Below are 20248 nucleotides of genomic sequence, written 5' to 3'. Positions count from 1 at the left end.
CCACCTCTGTCCGGCGAGGCGTTCACCCGGTGGACGCCGGCCGGACCCGGCAGAGCCGCCCGGACGTTTCCGGGCGGCTCGATGGTGTGCGCAGTCCCTGACTCGTGAGGAGAACCCGTATGAAGCTGTCCCGGCAGTTCGTCGCGGTCGGCGCCTCGGCGCTGACCGTCGGTGCGGCGCTGGTCGCGCCGCAGATCAGTGGCGGCCCTTCGGTCGATCGGTCCGCCGAGGCCGGTACGCCGTCCGCCGTCGTCGAGTCCGCGTCGAAGTCCGCGGCGGTGCCGGGCTCCGACGCGCGGCGGCGCGACGACTTCGTCGTGGTCGGGCACCGGGGCGCGTCGGGCTACCGGCCCGAGCACACGCTGGCGGCGTACGAGCTGGCGGCGCGGATGGGCGCCGACTTCGTCGAGCCGGACTTGGTCACCACCAAGGACCACGTGCTGGTCACCCGGCACGAGCCGGAGATCGGCGGGACGACGGACGTCGCCCAGCACCCGGAGTTCGCGAACCGGAAGAAGACCAAGTCCCTGGACGGCGTCGCGGTGACCGGCTGGTTCACCGAGGACTTCACGCTGCAGGAGCTGAAGACGCTGCGGGCGACCGAGCGGATTCCCGCCGTCCGGCAGCACAACACGGTGTTCAACGGCCGGTACCAGGTCCCCACGCTGCAGGAGGTCATCGACCTGACCAAGCGGCTGTCGCGCGAGCTGAACCGGCCGATCGGGATCTACCCGGAGACCAAGCACCCGACGTACTTCCAGCGGCAGGGCCTGGCGCTGGAGCCGGAGCTGGTCAAGGTGCTGAACCGCAACGGGCTGAACCAGGCCGGCGCCAAGGTCTACGTGCAGTCGTTCGAGGTGGCGAACCTGAAGGCGCTCGACAAGCAGCTGCGCGTCCCGCTGGTCCAGCTGACCAGTTCCTCGGGCGCGCCGTACGACTTCGTCGCGGCGGGGGACAAGCGCACCTACGCCGACGTGGTCAGCGCGCGGGGACTGCAGGAGGTCGCCACGTACGCCGACGGTGTCGGGCCGGCCAAGGACCAGGTCATCCCGGTCGACGCGACGGGCAAGCTGGGCACGCCGACCGCGCTGGTCCGCGACGCGCACCGGGCCGGGTTGGTGGTGCACCCGTACACGTTCCGGGTGGAGAACTCCTTCCTGCCGGTGAACTTCCGCAGCTCGGCCGTGGCGGCCGACTCCGGTGACCTGTTCGGCGAGATCGCGGCGTTCCGTAAGGCCGGGATCGACGGGTTGTTCTCCGACAACGCCGACATCGCGGTGGCCGCGGCGGCCGAGTCGCGCTGACCCACCGGCCTGGCCTGATGCCGGCCGGACCTGCACCACTCACCAATCCCTGGGTGCGGTCGCCGCGGCGACGTGTTCGAGCGCGCACTGCGCCGGTCGCAGCTGGTTGGTGAGTGGTGGAAGTTCGCTCCGTCCCGGCAGTGCAAGGATGTCGGGATGGAGCGCAAGGTCGGGTCCGGGACGGCGACCGTCGAGGCCGCGGCGGACGGGACGTTCGTGCTGCGGGTGGACGGGTCGCTGCAGTCGCAGGTGGATCTGGCCGACCCGACGCGGCTCGGGTTCGAGTACATGCGCCGGATCGGCGACGTCGTCGACGCGGTCGCGCCGCGGCGGCAGCCGGTGTCGGTGCTGCACGTCGGCGGCGCCGGGCTCTCGCTGGCCCGGTACGTCGCGGTGACCCGGCCGCGGTCGCGGCAGATCGTGCTGGAGCCGGACGAGGACCTGACCGAGTTCGTCCGGGAGACGCTGCCGCTGCCGAAACGGTCCGGGATCAAGGTCCGCCCGGTCACCGGCCGGGCCGGGATCGACGCCGTGTACGACGACTCGGTCGACTTGCTGATCGTCGACGCGTTCGTGCGCGAGGCGGTCCCGGAGAACCTGGTCACCCGGGAGTTCGCGGCCGAGTGCGCGCGGGTGCTGCGGCCCGGCGGGGTGCTCGTGCAGAACCTGATCGACGGGTCGGCGGGGCTGGGCTTCGTCCGGCGCGTGGCGGCGACGGCGCGGGAGGCGTTCGGCGAGGGCGTGGTGCTGGCGGAGCGCAAAGTGCTGCGCGGCAAAGCGTTCGGCAACGTCGTCCTGGTGGCCTCGCGGCAGCCCGTGCCGGATCTCACCGCGGTCGGCCGGCAGGCGCAACCGCCGTACGAGGTGCTGGCGCTGCGGGAGCTGGCCGGCAAGGCCGAACCGCTCACCGACGAGGAGTCGTTCGTGTCGCCCGCGGCGCCGTCGGGAACCTTCGGGAAGTGAACAATTCGGCGTCAGGTTGACCGTGAAACCGGCAGGCCGCGTCACCGGTCCAGCTAGTGTTGCGCGGGTGGCCGATGCAAAAGTTTCCGCACTGACGTACTACCCGGTGAAGGGCCTGGCCGGAGTGTCGGTCGACCGTGCCGAGGTGGGCGCGACCGGGTTGAAGCACGACCGGAGCTTCATGCTCGTCGGTCCCGACGGCGCGTTCTACAGCCAGCGCAGCCTGCCGGCGATGGCGCCGCTGCGGGTCGAGGTGCTCGACGGCGACGGCCTGCGGCTGTCCGACGGCGGGTCCGAGACGCTGGAGATCGAGGTCGCGTACGACGGGAAGCGCCGCGACGTGAGCCTGTTCGGCAAGTGGTTCGGCGACGCGGTGGTGCAGGACCCGGCGGCGGACGCGTGGTTCACCGAGCGGCTCGGACGACCGGCCTCGCTGGTCCGGGTCACGCCGGAGCACGAGCGGCCGGGGTGGGGCGTGCATCCCGGGCAGACCGGGTTCGGGGACGCGCACGCGCTGCTGATCACGTCGCTGGCGTCGCTCGACGAGCTGAACGCGCGGATCTTGGAGAACGGTGGCGAGGCGATCCCGATGAACCGCTTCCGGCCGAACCTCGTCGTGTCGGGCTGGACCGAGCCGCACACCGAGGACCGGGTCCTGCGCGCTGCGGCCGGTGCGGTGCGGATCGGGTACGCCGCGCGAGCGATCCGCTGCGCGGTGCCGACCGTGAACCAGGCAACCGGCGAGAAGAGCGGCCCGGAACCGACCCGCACGCTGGCGACCTATCGGCGCCAGCCCGATTACGGCGGCGGCGTCAGCTTCGGAATGAAGGCGGCGGTGCTGGAGCCTGGGGTCGTCGCGGTCGGCGACTCTTTCACGGTGGCTGAATGGTTGCCCGAAGGGCCTGACCCGGCCCCTGTGAGTCGGTAGCCTCGGTCGCGCCACCAGCTGTTGCTAGAGGCAACGATCTGCCGGTGGTTGCCAGCTGAGCCGCCCGTCCTCGACGCACGGCAGGTACTCGTCGGTGTCGCCCGAGCGGTACACCTGCTCGATCGGCTTCCCGAGCACGAACGCGTCGGCGACCTGCGACAGCATCACCGCCGTACTCGGCCAGAGCGGTCCGGAGCTGCCCTCGGTCGCGTCGAGCTCGTCAATGCAACCGTGGAGGTCGCCGTCGCGCAGATCGACGAAGAGGTCCACATCGGTGCCGGACGCAGCCAGCGGCACGAACGAGTCGAGCCAGACGAAGGAGTAGGAACCGGCCGGCTTGTCGGCGTCCTCGGCCGGCATGTCCGCGTAGACGTGGCGCATCATCCGGTACCGACTGAGCATGTGCTCGCAGGCGAGCGGACTGTAGAACGGCGGGAGCAGATTGCCGAAGACGGTCGCTTGCTTGATGCCGTCGCTGAGGTTGAGCCAGGCCAGCAGATCGGGCGGTAGCGGGCGACCCACCGCCTCGCGGACCGCCTCGACGGCGGCCGGCGAGGCAGGCGGCTCGAGCGCTTGGTGGGCGGCCGGCAGATGCTGCTCGAGCCAACCGGTGATGAGGTTCCAGGATTCTTCGACGGACCGTTCCACCCGCGCATTCTGGGCGATCGCAGGGTCTACAGCTCAAGAGGTACGCCGTGGGTGGGCAGGCGGAGGCGGTCGGCCAGGCCTTCGGTGGTGAAGGTTTTGGCGAGGTGGTCGGGGCCTTCGGTGAAGTGGGCCCAGCCTTCGGTGTGCACGGGGACGATGGTGGCGGGGGTGAGCAGGCGGGTGGCTTCGGCGGCGGACTCGGAGGTGAGGGTGAGGGGCTGGCCGTCGAACAGGGGAGTGCGGGCGGCGCCGGCGAAGAGGAGGGCGATGTCGATGGGTCGGGCCTTGATGCCGGGGATGGTGCCGGTGGTGGTGCGGTGGGCGATGTCGGCGACCAGGGCGACCGAGGCGTTGTCGCCGGAGATGTAGACGGTGGGGAGATCGTCGGCCGACAACAGGAAACCGGTGACGACGCCGGTGACCGGCTCGCAGCCTTCGGGGCCGTGCTGGGCGGGGAGGGCGGTGACGGTGAGGGTGTTGCCGTCTGGGCGCGGCAGTTCGGTGGACTCCCAAGGCGCCAGGCCATGTACGCCGGGGATGCGTTCGGCGGCGTCGGGGGTCGACAGCGTGACCGGGATCGACGTGAGCAGGGCGCGGCCGGCGTCGTCCAGATTGTCCTTGTGCTGGTCGTGCGAAAGCAGGACGGCGTCGATCGGGCCGAGGTCCTCGGGCTGGAGTGCGGGGCCGGTGAGCTTGGTCATCACCCGGCCGGGGAGCTGGTAGTCGCGCGGTGAGTCGAACGCCGGGTCGGTGAGCAGGCGCAGGCCGCCGAGGTCGAGAACGGCGGTCGGACCGCCGATGTGGGTGAGCTTCATGTCCCGATCCTGCGCCCGGACGGCCCGGTTCACCATTGGCCCGCGAGCCATGGTTGCTTAAGATCGGGCCATGCGGACGATCGCGGTGCTCGCCTTCGACGGGATGAGCCCGTTCCACCTCTCCGTGCCCTGCCTGGTCTTCGCCGACTGGGGCGAGGGGCGGTACGACGTGCAGGTGTTCGCCGAGCACCCCGGCCGGCTCAGGACCAACGCCGGCTTCGATCTGCACGTCGACCGCGATCTCGCCGTACTGGAGACTGCGGACGTCGTGATCCTCCCGAGCTGGGAGCCGCACCTCCCGGCGTCCGAGCAGCTGCTCGACGCGATCCGCGCGGCGCACCGGCGCGGCGCCACCGTCGTCGGGCTCTGCCTCGGCGCGTACCTCGTCGCCGCCAGTGGGATCGCCGACGGCCGGGAGGTCGTGACGCACTGGTACTGGGCCGACGATCTGCAGAGCCGGCACGACGGGATCCGGGTCCGCGCGGACGTGCTCTGGTCCGACCACGGCGACGTCGTCACGTCCGCGGGCACGGCGTCGTCGCTGGACTGCTGCCTGCATCTGGTCCGTTCCCACCACGGCGTCGAGGTTGCCCAGCGGCTCGCGCGGCGGATCGTGGTCGCGCCGCACCGCAGCGGTTCGCAGGCGCAGTACATCCCCGTCCCGGTGGCGCCGGACCCGAGCGACGACGTGATCGAGAAGGCGATGGTGTGGGCCAGGGAGCGACTCGACCAGCCGGTGTCGCTGGACGAGTGGGCGGCGGCGGTCGCGCTGTCCCGGCGCACGTTCACCCGGCAGTTCCGGGCGCGCACCGGGATGAGCGGTCAGGCGTGGTTGCTCCGCCAGCGGGTCGACCGTGCGCGGCTCCTGCTGGAAACCACCGATCACCCGATCGAACGCGTCGCCACCGCCAGCGGCTTCGGTAGCAGCGCGGCGCTGCGCCACCACTTCCATCAGCTGCTCGGCACCACGCCGCAACGCCACCGCCAGGACTTCGGTACGCCGGCCAAGCACCTCGCTCCAGCGCCGGCCTGAAGCCCCACGCGTGACAACCCGCCGCGACCAGGTTATCTTGACATCAAGACAGATGTCTTGACATCAAGATACCAGTGAGGGGCACCGCATGGCGCGCATCAAGGTGGCCGGACCGCTCGTCGAGCTGGACGGCGACGAAATGACCCGGATCATCTGGCGATTCGTGAAGGACCGGCTGATCCACCCGTACCTGGAGCTCGAACTCGAGTACTACGACCTCGGCCTCGAGCACCGCGACGCGACCGGCGACCAGGTGACCGTCGACGCCGCCGAGGCGATCAAACGCCACGGTGCCGGGGTGAAGTGCGCGACGATCACGCCGGATCAGGCGCGCGTCGAGGAGTTCGGGCTGCGGCGGATGTGGGCCTCGCCGAACGGCACGATCCGCAACATCCTGGGCGGAGTCGTGTTCCGCGAACCGATCATCATCAACAACGTGCCGCGGCTGGTACCGGGCTGGACCAAGCCGATCGTGATCGGCCGGCACGCGCACGGCGACCAGTACAAGGCGACCAACTTCACCGTGCCCGGCGCCGGCGAGCTGACCATCACGTTCACGCCCGCCGACGGCTCCGAGCCGATCCAGCACGTCGTCGCGAACTACGGCCCCGACGGCGGCGTCGCGCTCGGCATGTACAACTTCACCCGGTCGATCGAGGACTTCGCCCGCGCGTCGTTCGCGTACGGGCTGCAGCGCGACTACCCGGTCTACCTGTCCACCAAGAACACCGTGCTCAAGGCGTACGACGGTGCCTTCAAAGACATCTTCCAGGCCGTCTACGAGCGCGAGTTCCAGGCCGAGTTCGAGCGGCGCGGGCTGACCTACGAGCACCGGCTGATCGACGACATGGTCGCGTCGGCGCTGAAGTGGGAGGGCGGGTACGTCTGGGCGTGCAAGAACTACGACGGCGACGTGCAGTCCGACACGGTCGCGCAGGGCTTCGGCTCACTCGGCCTGATGACGTCGGTGCTGATGACGCCGGACGGCAAGACGGTCGAGGCCGAGGCGGCCCACGGCACGGTGACGCGGCACTACCGTCGCCACCAGCGCGGCGAACCGACCTCCACCAACCCGATCGCGTCGATCTTCGCCTGGACCGGTGGGCTGAAGCACCGCGGCAAGCTCGACGGTACGCCGGATGTGATCGCCTTCGCCGAGACGCTGGAGCAGGTCTGCGTGCGGACCGTCGAGCAGGGCCAGATGACCAAGGATCTGGCGCGGTTGATCGGGCCGGAGCAGGAGTGGCTGACCACCGAGCAGTTCCTCGCCGCGCTCGACGAGAACCTGCAGAAGCAGATCGCTACAGCAGCGTGATGAGGGTGTAGAGCGCCGGCGCGCTGAACATCACCAGCAGCAGCCAGGCCACCATCCGATGCCCCGGCTTGGCCCGGTCCAGCGAGGAGGCGAAGGCCAGTACGGCGCCTTCTTCGGTGTGCCGGCTCAGGCCCATCCGCTTGGCCTCACCGGGACGCTGGTCCGGACGCTCGTCGGCCAGCGCGTCCGGCGGAATCCCGAACAGCGCGGGCCGGGCCGGTTCGAGATCGTCGCGCTCCCCGTACATCCGGCCTCCCGCTGACTAGGTGGAAGCTCGGGCCGACCCGCGAGGACCTGAGCGCCTGGTGACCATCGTCCCACTCCGCACCCGGGACAGCGCCTCGACATCCGGAATCGGTCGCGGGGGTGGCGGTGGGTAGCCGGGGCGGTACTAGTCGAAGTCGACGACCCATCCGACGCGAGTGTCGCGGTCGAGGCAGCCGATGATCTGAACGCTGCAGTACTCGTAGTCGCCCCGCCCGACGCCGAGCTCCTCCAGGCCACAGTTGAAGATGACGCTCGCCTTGTCCGACCGCAGCCTGTCGTAGGCAGCCCTGGCGCTCATGTCCTCGCCGACCGCCGCGGCCTTGGACTGGCCGGTCCCTGAGGCGTCGCCGCTCTTGGCGCGTTGCTCGGCCTCGTTGCCGGCGCCGTCGTCGAGACTGCTGTTGTTGCGCAGGGGCGCACAGCCGCGTTCCTGGCGTGCGTTGTTGATGTAGTTGAACAGCGTTTCTTCGGCGGGGCTCTGGTCACCGGGGTCCGGCGGCGGCGTCGACGTCGTCGTAGTCGGCTCGCCCGTGGGCGTCCTCGTCGGCGTCTGGCTCGGCCTTGGCTGCTGCGTCTCCGTCTGCGGCGGCGGCGTACGCGTCGTCGCCGTCGTCGTCGGCGTGGCCGTCGGCTCGCTGGTCGGCGCGACCGTCGGGTGCGTCGTACCAGGGGACTGGCCCGGAGTCGGCGACTGGCCGGGTGTCGGTGTCGTCGTCGCGCCCGGAGTGGCGCTGGGCGTGACTCCCGGCGTCGGCGGCGTCGACGGTACGGCGGTCGGCGGGGCTTCGGTGGTGTCGACGGCTGGTTCGGTCGACGCCGTGATGTAGGTGTCGTCGTCGCGGGTGACGTACGGGACCGACGCGTCGGCCTGGTCGCTCTGCGGTTCGTGCAGCAGGATCCAGGAGATCGGGGTGATCACCAGGATCACGGATGCGATGGCGATCAGCGGACGGCGTACCCGCGACGGTTGCGGGGCGGCCCTTCTGCTGCGCCGGCGCCGAGCGGTGGCTCCGGGCTCTGACATTGACTTGCGTGTTCCCTTCACGGTCGCCCCAAAGACGTGCCTCATTCGTCTCACCGCGGCGCCGGGACGGCGGCGCTCAGTGGATGGCAAGAACGGATCTACCCGGTGGGATCACCGGCGAACCGGCCGGCGGCTGTCGTGGTCCGACAAACTGTGCCGGGCCGACGGTGGAGCGGCGACAAGACATTGTCCTGACAAAGTCGGAACAGCGTGTCGCGCTCGACAAGCCGGGCCGGGTCAGCTGCTGACCCGGCCGAAGTCCTGGACCCAGCTGCCCGGGCCCCACTGCGACTTGACCTGGCCCGGGTCGTAGCCGATACCGATCCGGTTGAACTTGCAGTTCAGGATGTTCGCGCGGTGCCCGTCGCTTTTCATCCAGGCGTTGAACACCCGCTGGGCGGAGTCGTAGCCGGCCGCGATGTTCTCGCCCCAGCCGCTGCCGCGGAAGCCGGCCGCCGCGATCCGGTCGCCCGGGCCCTGGCCGTCGGGGTTCGTGTGGTCCATGTACTGCCGGCGCACCATGTCCGACGCGTGCCGGCCGGCTGCCTCGACCAGGCTGTCGTCCAGCTGGAGCGCACGGCAGCCCTGGTTGCGCCGGGCCGCGTTGGTCAGCTCGAGGACGTCGCGCTCGATCGCGCTGGTGCCACCGCCGCCCGCCGGGGGCGGCGGCGGGTCGTCCGGCGTCGGTTCGGTCGTCGTCGGCGGCGGGGTCGTGGTGGTCGGCTTGCTGGTCGACGGCTTCGGCTTCACGGTTTTGGTGTCACCGGCAACCGTCGGTACGTGGCTCGGGCGGACCGTCACAGTGGTGACTCCACCCGGAGTGGTGGTCAACACGGTGGTCGGCGCGGTGCCGGCCGTCGTCGTCGTGGTGTTGGTCGACTCGGCCGAACCCAGCGCCGGCGTACCGGTCGGGCTGATCGTGGTGGTGACGCCGTTCGGCAGGGTCTTGGTGACGGTGACCAGCGGCTTGCCGGGCTTGGCCGGCGCGGAGGTGCCGTCGACCGCGGCCGGACCGGCGTTGTCCTCGGAGACGTTCAGGACCTCGGTCCGGTCGTCGGCGACGTCCGAGCCGTCGCGGTTCGTCATCAGGTACACCACGGGGCCGATGGCCAGCAACACCGACAGGGCGCTGACGACCGGGCCGACCAGGCCCCGGCTGCGCTTGCGCGCCGCTCTTCTGCTCCGGTGTCGCCCAGGGGTTGGCGAGTCCGTCATGGGTGGGCGAAATCCTCTTCGTTCGTTCGTACCGAGTCGTTCGTCGAACCGCGTCGTGGCCAGGCCCCCCTGGTTGCCGAACAGCGACCCTAGTCGATCGGCGGGGCCACTGTTACAGGAACATGTCCGGTCTTAACGCACCCTGAAGGTTGGAATTCAGGCACCGAAGTTCTGCACCCAGCTGCCGTTGCCCCAGTCGGGCTTGACCTGCCCGCTGTCGTAGCCGACACCGAGCATCGTGTAGTCGCAGTTGAGCATGTTCTTGCGGTGGCCTTCGCTGTTCATCCAGCCCTCGACGACCGCCGCCGCCGAGCGGTAGCCGACGGCGATGTTCTCGGCCATCGCGCCGCCGCGGAAACCGGCCGCCTTCATCCGGTCGAACGGGCTGCGGCCGTCCTGGCTGGTGTGGTCGAAGTAGTGGTTGTCGACCATGTCCGCGGCGTGCGCCTCGGCCGCCCGGGTCAGGGCGCTGTTCGGCTTCAGCGGTCCACAGCCGGCCTTCTGGCGCTCGGCGTTGGTGAGCTGCAGCACCTGCGTTTCCATCGAACCGCCGCTCGGCGGCGGCGCGGTCGTGGTCGGCTTCGGCGTACTGGTGTGGCTGGGCCTCGGGGACGGCTTCGTCGACGGCTTCGGGGTGCGGGACGCGCCGCGGCTCGGTGCGGTGGTCGACCGGGTCGGCGTCGGCGTGGCCCGCGGAGTCCTGGACGGCGTACGGCTCGGGGTCGCCGACGGCTTCGGTGTCGCGCTCGGAGTGACGGTCGGCGCCGGCGTGGGTGTCGTCACCGGCGCCTCGGTCGGTGGCGTCGAGACGTCGTCGGTCGCGACGGTCAGCGGCGCGTCCTGGCTCGCCGGGGCAGCGCTGTCGCCATCGCGGGTGAGGTACCAACCGCCACCCGCGAGCAGGCCCAGAACCACCAGGGCCGCGAAGATCGGACCGGCCACCCCGCGTCGTTGCGCGCGGCGACGGCCACCGTGGCCAGGGTTCTCGTCGTACTGGGTGTTGGACACCCGAGGGACCGTAGCGGAGATGGCCGGCACCGACGAGCCCTTGTGACAAAGGTCGAACGGCCTTCACAGACCTTTGACGTAACGGTGTTCAGGCCTGGTCCACAATCAGCAGCGCGCGATGACGATGTCCGCGACGACCTTCCAGCCCAGGCTGCGGTAGAGCCGCAGGCCGTCGATCGAGGCGATCAGGATGCCGCGTTTGGCGCCCTGCGCGGCCGCGGTCTCGACCAGTGACGCCATCACGGCGCTGCCGAGCCCGCGTCGCCGGTGGGCCGGATCGGTCTCGATCCGGTCGGCGACCGCGTCCTCGCCGACCACCGCCATCCGGCCGCTCGACACCACGCCACCGTGCAGCGTGGCGCGGGTGACGATCAGGTCGGACTCCAGTTCGGTGTGCAGCGCGTACCGGTCGTTGAGCTGCAGCGCGGGTTGCTCCGACAGCTGGATGGTCATCAACCAGTCCTGCTCGCGCTGCACCTCCAGCCCGAGCTCCTCGAATTGCTCGACCCGGGCCTCACGGTCGTCGGTGGCCAGCGTGATCCAGCCGGCTCCCCGGCCACCACCGGCCGCCATCGCCAGCTCGGCCGCGCGTTCGACCCGCTCCGGTTTGTCGTCCGCATCCAGTACGACGTACTCCATGGCGCGGTTGTCCTCGCCCGCGCGCACGATCAGGATCCCGTCGTTGTCGTCCTCGACTTTGGTCCAGCCCCGCGACACCGACCATCCCGCCTGCCAGCGGCGGACGAGCTCCTCACGATCTCTCACCTGTCGATTCAAGCAGCCGCGGGGCCGAACGGCGAGGGGAACTGGTGTCGCCCTTCGAACATTCCCGCCTCACACTGTGGACGACTCGCCCGTTTCCCGCGTTTTCCACCGGTTTCGGCTAGGGCGTGTACTCCGTGGCGAGCAGGTCGAAGCAGACCAGGTCGTCGTAGACGCCGTCGCGCAGCGGGGCGGCGGCGCGGTCCAGCCCGGTCCGGGTGAAGCCGTTGACCTCGGCCACGCGCGCCGACGCGGTGTTGCCGGCCGCGGCGTACAGGACGAGCCGGCGCCGGCCGAGGCCGGCGTCGTCGAGCGGTGTGAACGCGTGCCGGATCGCGAGCCCGGCCGCCGCGGCCATCACGCCCCGGCCGCGGGCGTCGGGGTGCGCCCAGTAGCCGACCTCCGCCATCGTCTTGTCGATCCGGTTGTTCAGGTCGAAGACGCTGATGTTGCCCAGCAGTTCGTCGGTCTCCGCGTCGGCGATCGCCCAGGAGACGCCTTCGCCACTGGCCAGCAGCTCCAGCCGGCCGTCGATGAACGCTTCCGCGTCCTCCAGCCCGTACGGCGACGGCAGGCCGGCCAGCCAGTGCTGCGTCCGGGCGTCGTTGCACGCCGCCATCACCCGCTCGGCGTCCTTGGCCGCCAACGCGCGCAGCCGGATGCCCTTGCCCTCGATCACCGGCACCGTCCACCAGTTGCCCTGCGGTTCGAGCTCGTCGTCGCGGGCAACCGACGCGACCCACTCGTCGCGTCGGACCCCACGCTGCAGGCCGCCGTCGGGCAGCGTGACCAGCGACCGGAAGCCGGCCTTCCACGCGACCCGCCGGGACGCCCAGTTGCCGACGTACGCGCGCCAGGTCACCCGGCGCCAGCCGAGGTCGTCGAAGGCGTGCCGTACGACGAGCTTGACCGCGCGCGTCATCACGCCGTGCCCACGGGCCCACGGCGACACCGCGAAGCCGATCTCGCCGACGCCGCCCTCGGAGTCACGCAGATCGACCGTGCCGGCGTAGCGGCCGTCGTACTCGATCGCCCAGGCGAACGAGCTGCCGTCCTGCCACCGGGCCGGGATCTGCCGGGTCAGGTAGTCGACCGCGTGCTCGTGCAGGTAGGGCACCGGGATGGTGGTCCAGCGCTGCATCTCCGGGTCCTGGCAGGTCTCGTACGCCGGGTCGATGTCGGCCGCGGTGTGCGCGCGCAGGGTGACCAGGCTGTCGGTGAGCACCGGGACGTCGTCGGGGAATCGCATGTCCGAAGCGTGACGCGCGCAAGCACTACGCGGCAACGCGATTTCGCCCTGGACGCACGGGAACCAACAGTTCCGCACTGCGCGGCGGCGGCACAGACCGTAGTCTGACCCTGTGAACGCAGCCGGAAACGCCGAACCGACCCGCGGCCGCGGCGGTCAGCTGGCTGCCCAGCGGCAGGCCACGATCGTTGCCGAGGTCAACAGCCGGGGTGCCGTCACGGTCGCCGAGCTGGTCGACCGGTTCGGGGTCTCGGACATGACGATCCGCCGCGACCTGGACGCGCTGGACTCCAGCGGCCTGCTGCACAAGGTGCACGGCGGCGCGACGTCGGTCGGTCTGCGCAGCGCGCACGAGCCCGGCTTCGACGCCAAGCTCACCCAGGAATCGGCCGCCAAGCAGGCGATCGCCACCGAGGCCGCCCGGCGGGTCCAGCCCGACAGCGCGATCGGCATCGGCGCCGGGACGACGACGTACGCGCTGGCCCGGCAACTGCTCCGCGTCGAGAACCTCACTGTGGTGACGAACTCGGCCCGGATCGCCGACGTGTTCCACGGCAACGCGCGCTCCGACCGCACTGTGGTGCTGATCGGCGGCATCCGGACGCCGTCGGACGCGCTGGTCGGCCCGATCGCGACCGCGGCCCTGCAGTCGCTGCACCTGGACATGCTCTTCCTCGGCGCGCACGGCGTGGACGCCGAGCACGGTCTCAGTACGCCGAACCTGATGGAGGCCGAGACCAATCGGTCGTTCATCGCGGCCAGCCGCGAGGTCGTGCTGGTGGCCGACCACACCAAGTGGGGCACGGTCGGCCTGAGCACGTTCGCGACCTGGAGCGACCTGGACGTCGTTGTGACCGACACCGGCCTGGCCCCGGCGGCGCGCAAGTCGATGCGCGACACCGGCTGCGAACTGGTCCTGGCCGGCGTCTAGCCGACGCCCGGTCAGGTCTTTCGAGCTAGTCGAGCTTCGAGGCGCCCGGCGACGGCGTCGCCGCGAGGGACGTCGGGGCGCGGAAGCCGTGCTCGCCGAAAGCCCTCTCGATCGCGGCGAACGTCTGGTCCGCCTTGGCGGTCTCGACCAGCGCGATGATGCAGCCGCCGAACCCGCCGCCGGTCATCCGCGCGCCGACCGCGCCCGCGGCCAGTGCGGTGTCGACGGCGACGTCCAGTTCCGGCACGGTGATCTCGAAGTCGTCGCGCATCGACACGTGCGACGCGGTGAACAGTGCGCCGACGTCCCGCAGCCGGCCGGCGCGCATCAACGCGACAGCCTGCTCGACCCGGTCGATCTCGGTCACCACGTGCCGCACGCGCCGACGGTCGACGTCGTCGGAGAGCTTGGCGAGTGCCTCGTCCAGACCGTCCATGGTGATCGAACGCAACGCCGGTACGCCGAGCTCGGCGGCGGCCCGCTCGCAGCTCTTCCGGCGCGCGGCGTACTCGCCGTCGACGTGCCGGTGCGGCGCCTTCACGTCGATCACCAGCAGGGTTAGCCCGTCGGCCTCGGGGTCGAACGGGATCTGCTCGGTCGCCATCGCGCGGATGTCGAAGTACAGCGCGTGACCCGCGGTGCAGCACATCGACGCCATCTGGTCCATCAGTCCGACCGGCGCTCCGACGTACTGGTTCTCCGCCTTCTGCGCCAGGCGCGCGACCTCGGCCGGGTCGACCTCGAGGTCGCGCAGCCCGAGCAGGGCGACGCCGGTCGCGCACAGCAGCGCGGCCGAGGACGAGAGCCCGGCGCCGGTCGGCAGATCGGAGTCGACCAGCAGGTTCGCGCCGCCGATCTCGTAGCCGGCCTCACGCAGCACCCAGGCCATGCCCGCCGGGTACGTCGCCCAGTCGCCGACCGAGCCCGGCTCGAGGGAGTCCAGGGCGAACTCGATCACGCCGTTCTGCCCGTTCGACGAGACCGCGACGATGCCGTCGTCGCGCGCCGACGCGGTGACGACGATCCGGTTCGGCAGGGCGATCGGCAGCACCAGGCCGTCGTTGTAGTCGGTGTGCTCACCGATCAGGTTGACCCGGCCGGGGGCTCGCCAAGCACCGTCGGGTGCCGTCCCGAAGACCTCTTCGAAGGTAGTCACGAGGTGACCTTACGGAGGGTTTCGGCTACGTCTTCCGGGCGGGTGTCGGAGATGAAAGCGCCCATGCCGGACTCGGAACCGGCCAGGTACTTGATCTTGTCGGCGGCCCGGCGGATCGACAGCAGTTCCAGGTGCAGGTAGCCGAGCTCGCGGTCGGTCCGGACCGGCGCGGCGTGCCAGGCGGCGATGTAGGGCAGCGGCTCGTCGTACAGGCTGTCGAAGCGGCGCAGTACGTCGAGGTACAGCTGGACGAAGTCGTCGCGCTCGGCGTCCGTCAGCTCGCTGATGTCGGCGACCTGGCGGTGCGGGTAGAGGTGGACCTCGACCGGCCAGCGCGCGGCCTCGGGCACGAACGCCGTCCAGGTCTCGTTCTCGGCGACGACCCGGATGGCCGCCTTACGCTCGGCGGCCAGGATGTCGGCGAACAGGTTGCCGCCGGTGGCCTCGAAGTGCTCGCGGGCGCGGGCCATCAGCGTGCGCATCCGCGGCGGGACGAACGGGTAGGCGTAGATCTGGCCGTGCGGGTGGCTCAGGGTGACGCCGATCTCGCGGCCGCGGTTCTCGAACGGGAACACGTACTCGACGTCCGGCCGGGCGCTCAGCTCGGCGACCCGGTCCGCCCAGGCCTCGACGACCAGCCGGGCCTGGCCCTGGGACAGGTCGGTGAACGACTTGTTGTGGTCGCTGGTGAAGCAGACCACCTCGGTCCGGCCGGGACCGGCGAACGACGGGAACCGGTTCGCGAAGACCGCGACGTTGTAGTCGTGGTCGGGGATCTCGGTCGGGTTGCCCGGCGTACTGGCGTCCAGCGGGCACTGGTCGGCCGGCGGCAGGTAGGTCCGGGTGTTGCGGTGGGTCGCGAAGGTGATCACGTCGCCGGTGAGCGGATCGGTGCGCATGTCGACGGCGGGCTTCGGAGCGGCCAGGCCGCGGGTGTCGGCCAGCGGAACGCGGACCGGCGCGTCGGCCGGGTCGTAGTAGATCAGGTCCCGGCCGTCGGACAGCTTGGTGTCCGCCCGCCGCGCGCCACGTGTTGTCATGCGAATCATCATAAACCAACAGAATTGAACATGCAGGAGACGACCCGTCGCCGGTACTCTTGATCGATGGACGTCGCCCTACTTCCGCGTCCTCTCCCGTGCCGGAGAGGACGCTAGGAACTCCCAGCTCATGAACGAGACCCTGCTCAACATCGTCCTGATCTTCGTCTTCGTGCTCATCGGCGGGGTGTTCGCCGCGGCCGAGATGGCGCTGGTCTCCCTGCGGGAGAGCCAGCTGAAGTCGATCGCCACCCGCGGCCGGCGCGGCGAGACCGTCGCCCGGGTCGCCGCGAACCCCAACCGCTTCCTGTCCGCGGTGCAGATCGGCGTCACGCTGATGGGCTTCCTGTCGGCCGCCTTCGGTGGCGCGACGCTGGCCGACGGGCTGTCGCCGCACCTGCAGGACCTCGGCCTGCCGGAGTCCCTCGCGGACACCGCCGCCCTGGTGCTGATCACCGTGGCGATCTCGTATGTGTCGATCGTGATCGGCGAGCTCGCGGCCAAGCGGCTCGCGCTGCAGCGGGCAGAGCTGTACGCGCTCGGCCTGGCGCCGCTGGTCGACCGGATCGCCTCCGCGGTCCGGCCGGTGATCTGGCTGCTGTCCAGGTCCACCGACCTGGTCGTCCGCGCGCTCGGCGGCGACCCGAACGCGAACCGTGAGGTGATGAGCGACGAGGAGCTGCGTGACCTCGTCTCCGCCCACGAGTCGCTCGGTGAGGAGGAGCGCCGGATCGTCGACGACGTCTTCGAGGCCGGCGGCCGGCAGCTGCGCGAGCTGATGCTGCCGCGCACCGAGGTGGACTTCGTCGACGCCGAGATGCCGGCGTACAAGGCGGTGAAGTTCGCCGCCGAGCGGCCGCACTCGCGCTACCCGGTGATGAACGGCTCGGCCGACGACATCGTCGGGTTCGTGCACGTGCGCGACCTGTTCGACCCGGCGGTCGCGACGCGGTCGGTCCGGGTCGGCGACCTGGCGCGCGAGGTGCTGATGCTGCCCGACACCGCGAAGCTGCTGCCGACGCTGACCGAGATGCGCCGGCGCTCGACCCACCTGGCGATCGTGCTCGACGAGTACGGCGGTACGGCCGGCATCGTCACGCTCGAGGACCTGGTCGAGGAGCTGATCGGCGACATCAAGGACGAGTACGACGAGGACGCCGGCGAGACGACCCGGCTGCGCAGCGGCGACGTCGAGGTCGACGGCCTGCTCAACCTCGACGACTTCGCCGACGAGACCGGCGTCGAGCTGCCCGACGGCCCGTACGAGACGGTCGCGGGCTTCCTGGCCGCCCAGCTCGGCCGGGTCCCGTCCGTCGGCGACGAGGGCAACGTCGACGGCTACAACATCACCGTCACCGAGATGGACGGCCGCCGGGTGGCCCGCGTCCGGGTCCACCGGGTGGCTGCCGAGGAGACGCCGGCTAGCTGACCAGGGCCGGGTTCTTCTCCAGAAGGTTGCTTCGGGCAAGGACCACCAGGCCGCCGGCGGTGAAGCCGAGGCCCTGCACGACGAGGACCGGGATGATGCCGACCACCTCGCCGAGCAGGCCGGCGGCGACGATGCCGAGCAGGACGGCGAGGCCTTCGGCGGCGAACAGCGCGCCGAAGACCCGCCCGCGGGACGCGTCGTCGGTCAGCCGCTGGATCACCGTCATCGATCCCGCCACCACGAGCGCCCCCGGCAGTCCCACCGCGATCATCAACACGTACGCCGGCATCAGACCGTCGTAGACCAAGGGATAACAGAACAGCGCGAGATCGATCAGGCCGAACAGCACGGCACCGGCGCCCCACAGGCGAGCCGCCGCGAAGCGGGCGCCGATCGCGGCGGCGGCCAGGCCGCCGACGATCCCGCCGACCGCCTGCGCCGACACGATCAACCCGTACGCCGTCGCGTCGCCGCCGAGCTCCTCGCTGACGAACGGCGCGAACAACGTGCTCATCGCTCCCTCGCCGACGCCGGTCACCAGTCCGAACACGAACACGATCCGCATCGCCCGCCCGCCCACGCAGATCCGCAACCCGTCGATCCATTCGGCGCGCAACCGTCGTACCGCGCCCTTGGTCCGCTCACGCACCACGGCCATAGCGCGGTGCTTCACTCCGAGCAGCAGCGCCATCGCCAGCAGGTAGGTCGCCGCGTCGACCGCGGCCAGCAGGGGCATCCCGCCCGTGGCCGCCAGCACTCCACCGAGAGCGGCACCCACCAGTCGTGCGATGTCGTTGCTCTGGCTGTTCAACGCGTTCGCGGTGATCAGTTGCTGCGGATCCACCAGGTGCGGCACCAGTGATTGCTCCGCCGGGCGGAAGAACTGCTGCAGACAACTCTGCGCCAGTACGATCACGTAGATCAGCCACAGCCCGCTCTCGTCCCGGACGGCGAGCAGCGGCAGCAGCACGATCGCGTGCAGCAGGTTGACCACGATCATCGTCCGCCGCCGGTCCCACCGGTCCACGAACACGCCCGCCAGCGAGCCGAGCACCACCATGGGCACGAACGACGCCAGCAGTAACCCGCCGGATGCCAGCGTCGAACCCGTCACCGTGTAGACGTGGAAGGCGAGTCCGGTGCGCAGGATCCAGTCACCGGTCAGTGAGATCAGTCCGGCGCTCAGCACCAACCGGTAGTCGCGGCGCCTGACCAGCACCGCCCACAAGTCCTTCATCGGTCGTCCTCGGAGGGCCCGGTCTCAGGCGGCGCGGGCTGCGGCGGCACGGTCTCCTCCGGCAGCACGCTGACGATCCGGGTGATGTCGACCAGCCGGCTGCCCGCCGGCCGGGCGGCCTTGTCGTCGATCGGCCGCTCGTCGACGTACCGCTGCAGCAGCGCGCTGATCTGCTCCTCCAGCTCGGCCAGTTCCTCGCCGGTGAGGTAGACGGCGGTGTGCCCGATCCCGGAGTTCTCGACCAGCACGGCGGGCTCGTTGCGGCGGCGCTGCTGCCAGTCGGCCAAGTTGGTCAGCGCGCGTTCGGCGATCAGTTGCTCGAGCACGTCCGCGGCCGCCGCGCCCTCGTTGGTCAGCCGCGCGCTGCGCCACGACTGTGAGGTGGACACCAGTCGCCACGGCCGCTCGCGGTTGTCCTTGCCCGGCGCCGGCTCGACGAAGTCGTACTTCGCGAGCTGCCGCAGGTGGTGCGACGCGAGCGCCTGGCTGATGCCGAGCCGGCGGGCCGCGTCCGCCGCGGTCAACGGCCCTTCCTTGCCGAGCAGAGCCTGGAGGTCCAGCCGGACAGGATGCGCCAGGGCCCGGATGGCCAGTGGCTCGTCCAGCAACCGGCGCCGGCGGGGATCAGATTCCAAAGACATGCTTGGAATATGCAGCGCGAAACGACTTGATGTCAAGCAGTTGCTTGGGATTGGTCAGGGCTTCTTGTTCGGGCTCTTGCCCTTCGACTTGCCGTTGCCGGGGACGCCGGGGTTGTCGGGCCTGCCCGGCTTGACCGACTTGCCTTCCCCAGCCGTTTTCGTGGGCGGCTTGGACGGTTCGGCCACCGGCTTGCTGGTCGTGCTGACCCGCCGGTCATCAGTCGGCGGGGTGCTCGGCGGACGGGTCGGCGTGGGTATCGACGAGGGCGGCGGTGTCACCGGCGTCGTGCGCGGGGTCGTCGGCGGGGTCAGGTAGTTCGTCTCCGGGAGGCGCTCGTCGCGGTTGCTCAGTACGACGCCGGCCGACGTGGCGGCGACGATGCCCAGCGCGGCGACGGCTCCGACGAGTCTGCGCCGCGACCACCCGCGCGACGACGGAACGACCAGCTCACCGGTGACCACCGGCTGGATCGTCGTACCGGAGGCGATCTGAGCCGCGGTCGGCCGGTCGGCCGGGTTCTTCGCCAGCATGCTCATCAGCAGCCGCTCGAACTCGCCGCCCAGCTCAGGGCGCAGGTCGCTCGGCGGCGTGGGCTCGGTCGTCACGTGCTGGTACATCACCCCGGCCGGCTGGTCGCCCTGGAACGGCGGATGCCCGGTGACGAGCTGATAGAGCACGCAGCCCAGCGCGTAGACGTCGGACGCCTTGCCCGCGGGCTCACCGCGGGCACGTTCCGGCGCGAGGAAGTAGCTCGTGCCGAGGATCTGGCCGTTCGCGGTCACCGTGGTCGTGGTGTCGGTGAGGAATCGGGCGATGCCGAAATCGGTGACCTTGACGGTGCCGTCGGGTGTGATCAGCAGGTTCTGCGGTTTCACGTCGCGATGCACGATGTCCCTGACGTGCGCGGCAGCCAGTCCGGCCGCGCTCTGCTTGATCACCGACAGCGCGCGACCGGCGTCGAACGGGCCGCACAGCCGCAACTCCTCCGCGACGGTCCGGCCGGCGACCAGTTCCATCACCAGGAAGAAGCCGCCGTCGTACGAGCCGAAGTCGTACGCCGCGACCACGTGCGGGTCGGACAGCGCCGCCGCGGCCCGGGCCTCCCGGTGGAACCGCGCGGCCATCTCCGGATCACGTCGAGTGGGCAGCAGCAGCTTGAGCGCGACCTGCCGGCCGAGCAGTTCGTCGGTCGCCTGGAACACCTCGCCCATGCCGCCGCGACCGAGCGGATCCCCCACCCGGTATCTCCCCGCCACCAGCTCGTCTCGCCTCATCCGGAACC

At 70.6% G+C, this 20248-nt stretch carries 20 protein-coding genes; 7 read left to right on the top strand and 13 right to left on the bottom strand.

The annotated features are described in order from the left end of the window. Positions 1 to 119: 119 nt before the first annotated feature. The 3 genes from BWI15_RS01595 to BWI15_RS01585 all read left to right on the top strand — a co-directional run bounded on the left by BWI15_RS01595 (position 120) and on the right by BWI15_RS01585 (position 3195). Positions 120 to 1304, top strand: coding sequence for a glycerophosphodiester phosphodiesterase (locus tag BWI15_RS01595; protein ID WP_077012458.1), 1185 nt, complete (start codon positions 120 to 122; stop codon positions 1302 to 1304). A gap of 156 nt (positions 1305 to 1460) precedes the next feature. Then, entirely contained in the window at positions 1461 to 2267 is an 807-nt protein-coding gene (locus tag BWI15_RS01590; RefSeq protein WP_077012623.1) for a spermidine synthase, read from the top strand. Positions 2268 to 2334: 67 nt separating this feature from the next. Continuing rightward, positions 2335 to 3195 (top strand): MOSC domain-containing protein, encoded by an 861-nt coding sequence (locus BWI15_RS01585; protein ID WP_077012457.1) that lies wholly within the window; start codon positions 2335 to 2337, stop codon positions 3193 to 3195. Positions 3196 to 3219: 24 nt separating this feature from the next. Here BWI15_RS01585 and BWI15_RS01580 read toward each other — a convergent pair whose 3' ends face one another. Further along, positions 3220 to 3843 carry an SMI1/KNR4 family protein gene (locus BWI15_RS01580; RefSeq protein WP_077012456.1) on the bottom strand — a complete coding sequence of 208 codons (624 nt, stop codon included), beginning with the start codon at positions 3841 to 3843 and terminating at the stop codon, positions 3220 to 3222. Positions 3844 to 3869: 26 nt separating this feature from the next. Then, positions 3870 to 4658 carry an MBL fold metallo-hydrolase gene (locus BWI15_RS01575; protein ID WP_077012455.1) on the bottom strand — a complete coding sequence of 263 codons (789 nt, stop codon included), beginning with the start codon at positions 4656 to 4658 and terminating at the stop codon, positions 3870 to 3872. Positions 4659 to 4728: 70 nt separating this feature from the next. Here BWI15_RS01575 and BWI15_RS01570 point away from each other — a divergent pair, with 70 nt between their 5' ends. Both BWI15_RS01570 and BWI15_RS01565 read left to right on the top strand, forming a co-directional pair. Then, positions 4729 to 5691 (top strand): GlxA family transcriptional regulator, encoded by a 963-nt coding sequence (locus BWI15_RS01570; protein WP_077012454.1) that lies wholly within the window; start codon positions 4729 to 4731, stop codon positions 5689 to 5691. A gap of 88 nt (positions 5692 to 5779) precedes the next feature. Beyond that, positions 5780 to 7006 carry an NADP-dependent isocitrate dehydrogenase gene (locus BWI15_RS01565; protein ID WP_077012453.1) on the top strand — a complete coding sequence of 409 codons (1227 nt, stop codon included), beginning with the start codon at positions 5780 to 5782 and terminating at the stop codon, positions 7004 to 7006. Here BWI15_RS01565 and BWI15_RS01560 read toward each other — a convergent pair. The 6 genes from BWI15_RS01560 to BWI15_RS01535 all read right to left on the bottom strand — a co-directional run bounded on the left by BWI15_RS01560 (position 6993) and on the right by BWI15_RS01535 (position 12531). Then, positions 6993 to 7253, bottom strand: coding sequence for a hypothetical protein (locus BWI15_RS01560; protein ID WP_077012452.1), 261 nt, complete (start codon positions 7251 to 7253; stop codon positions 6993 to 6995). The two genes, BWI15_RS01565 and BWI15_RS01560, sit on opposite strands and share 14 nt — an antisense overlap. Before the next feature lie 144 nt (positions 7254 to 7397). Next, positions 7398 to 8297: a CAP domain-containing protein gene (locus BWI15_RS01555; RefSeq protein WP_077012451.1), complete on the bottom strand. Its 900-nt coding sequence runs from the start codon at positions 8295 to 8297 to the stop codon at positions 7398 to 7400. 237 nt (positions 8298 to 8534) lie between these two features. Then, positions 8535 to 9512: a CAP domain-containing protein gene (locus tag BWI15_RS01550; protein WP_077012450.1), complete on the bottom strand. Its 978-nt coding sequence runs from the start codon at positions 9510 to 9512 to the stop codon at positions 8535 to 8537. A gap of 156 nt (positions 9513 to 9668) precedes the next feature. Further along, on the bottom strand, positions 9669 to 10520 hold the full coding sequence (locus BWI15_RS01545; RefSeq protein WP_077012449.1) for a CAP domain-containing protein: 852 nt from the start codon (positions 10518 to 10520) through the stop codon (positions 9669 to 9671). A gap of 105 nt (positions 10521 to 10625) precedes the next feature. Then, positions 10626 to 11285, bottom strand: a complete 660-nt coding sequence (locus tag BWI15_RS01540) for a GNAT family N-acetyltransferase (protein ID WP_077012448.1) — start codon at positions 11283 to 11285, stop codon at positions 10626 to 10628. A 118-nt stretch (positions 11286 to 11403) separates the two neighbouring features. Then, on the bottom strand, positions 11404 to 12531 hold the full coding sequence (locus BWI15_RS01535; protein WP_077012447.1) for a GNAT family N-acetyltransferase: 1128 nt from the start codon (positions 12529 to 12531) through the stop codon (positions 11404 to 11406). Between the two features lie 112 nt (positions 12532 to 12643). Between BWI15_RS01535 and BWI15_RS01530 the strand changes: the two genes are divergently transcribed. After that, a complete protein-coding gene (locus BWI15_RS01530) occupies positions 12644 to 13462 on the top strand; it encodes a DeoR/GlpR family DNA-binding transcription regulator (protein ID WP_077012446.1) in 819 nt (272 codons plus the stop codon). Positions 13463 to 13487: 25 nt separating this feature from the next. On the opposite strand, the gene galK is transcribed toward BWI15_RS01530, so the two are convergent. Continuing rightward, positions 13488 to 14618: a galactokinase gene (gene galK, locus BWI15_RS01525; RefSeq protein ID WP_077012445.1), complete on the bottom strand. Its 1131-nt coding sequence runs from the start codon at positions 14616 to 14618 to the stop codon at positions 13488 to 13490. Further along, entirely contained in the window at positions 14615 to 15658 is a 1044-nt protein-coding gene (gene galT, locus BWI15_RS01520) for a galactose-1-phosphate uridylyltransferase (RefSeq protein WP_077012444.1), read from the bottom strand. The genes galK and galT overlap by 4 nt, the downstream gene beginning before the upstream one ends. A 130-nt stretch (positions 15659 to 15788) precedes the next feature. Between galT and BWI15_RS01515 the strand changes: the two genes are divergently transcribed. Beyond that, on the top strand, positions 15789 to 17087 hold the full coding sequence (locus BWI15_RS01515) for a hemolysin family protein (protein ID WP_077012443.1): 1299 nt from the start codon (positions 15789 to 15791) through the stop codon (positions 17085 to 17087). Here BWI15_RS01515 and BWI15_RS01510 read toward each other — a convergent pair. From BWI15_RS01510 to BWI15_RS01500, 3 genes are read right to left on the bottom strand one after another with little or no spacing between them, the layout of a single operon-like run. Further along, positions 17080 to 18324 (bottom strand): MFS transporter, encoded by a 1245-nt coding sequence (locus tag BWI15_RS01510; RefSeq protein ID WP_077012442.1) that lies wholly within the window; start codon positions 18322 to 18324, stop codon positions 17080 to 17082. The two genes, BWI15_RS01515 and BWI15_RS01510, sit on opposite strands and share 8 nt — an antisense overlap. Beyond that, positions 18321 to 18965, bottom strand: coding sequence for an ArsR/SmtB family transcription factor (locus BWI15_RS01505; protein ID WP_077012441.1), 645 nt, complete (start codon positions 18963 to 18965; stop codon positions 18321 to 18323). The genes BWI15_RS01510 and BWI15_RS01505 overlap by 4 nt, the downstream gene beginning before the upstream one ends. A gap of 54 nt (positions 18966 to 19019) precedes the next feature. Continuing rightward, complete coding sequence (locus BWI15_RS01500; protein WP_077012440.1) at positions 19020 to 20240, bottom strand: serine/threonine-protein kinase; 1221 nt, start codon at positions 20238 to 20240, stop codon at positions 19020 to 19022. Positions 20241 to 20248: the final 8 nt, after the last annotated feature.

Source organism: Kribbella sp. ALI-6-A, assembly GCF_001984195.1.
GTDB lineage: Bacteria > Actinomycetota > Actinomycetes > Propionibacteriales > Kribbellaceae > Kribbella.
Note: the sequence above shows the minus strand (reverse complement) of the source record. Positions and strands in the feature narration are given on the sequence as shown.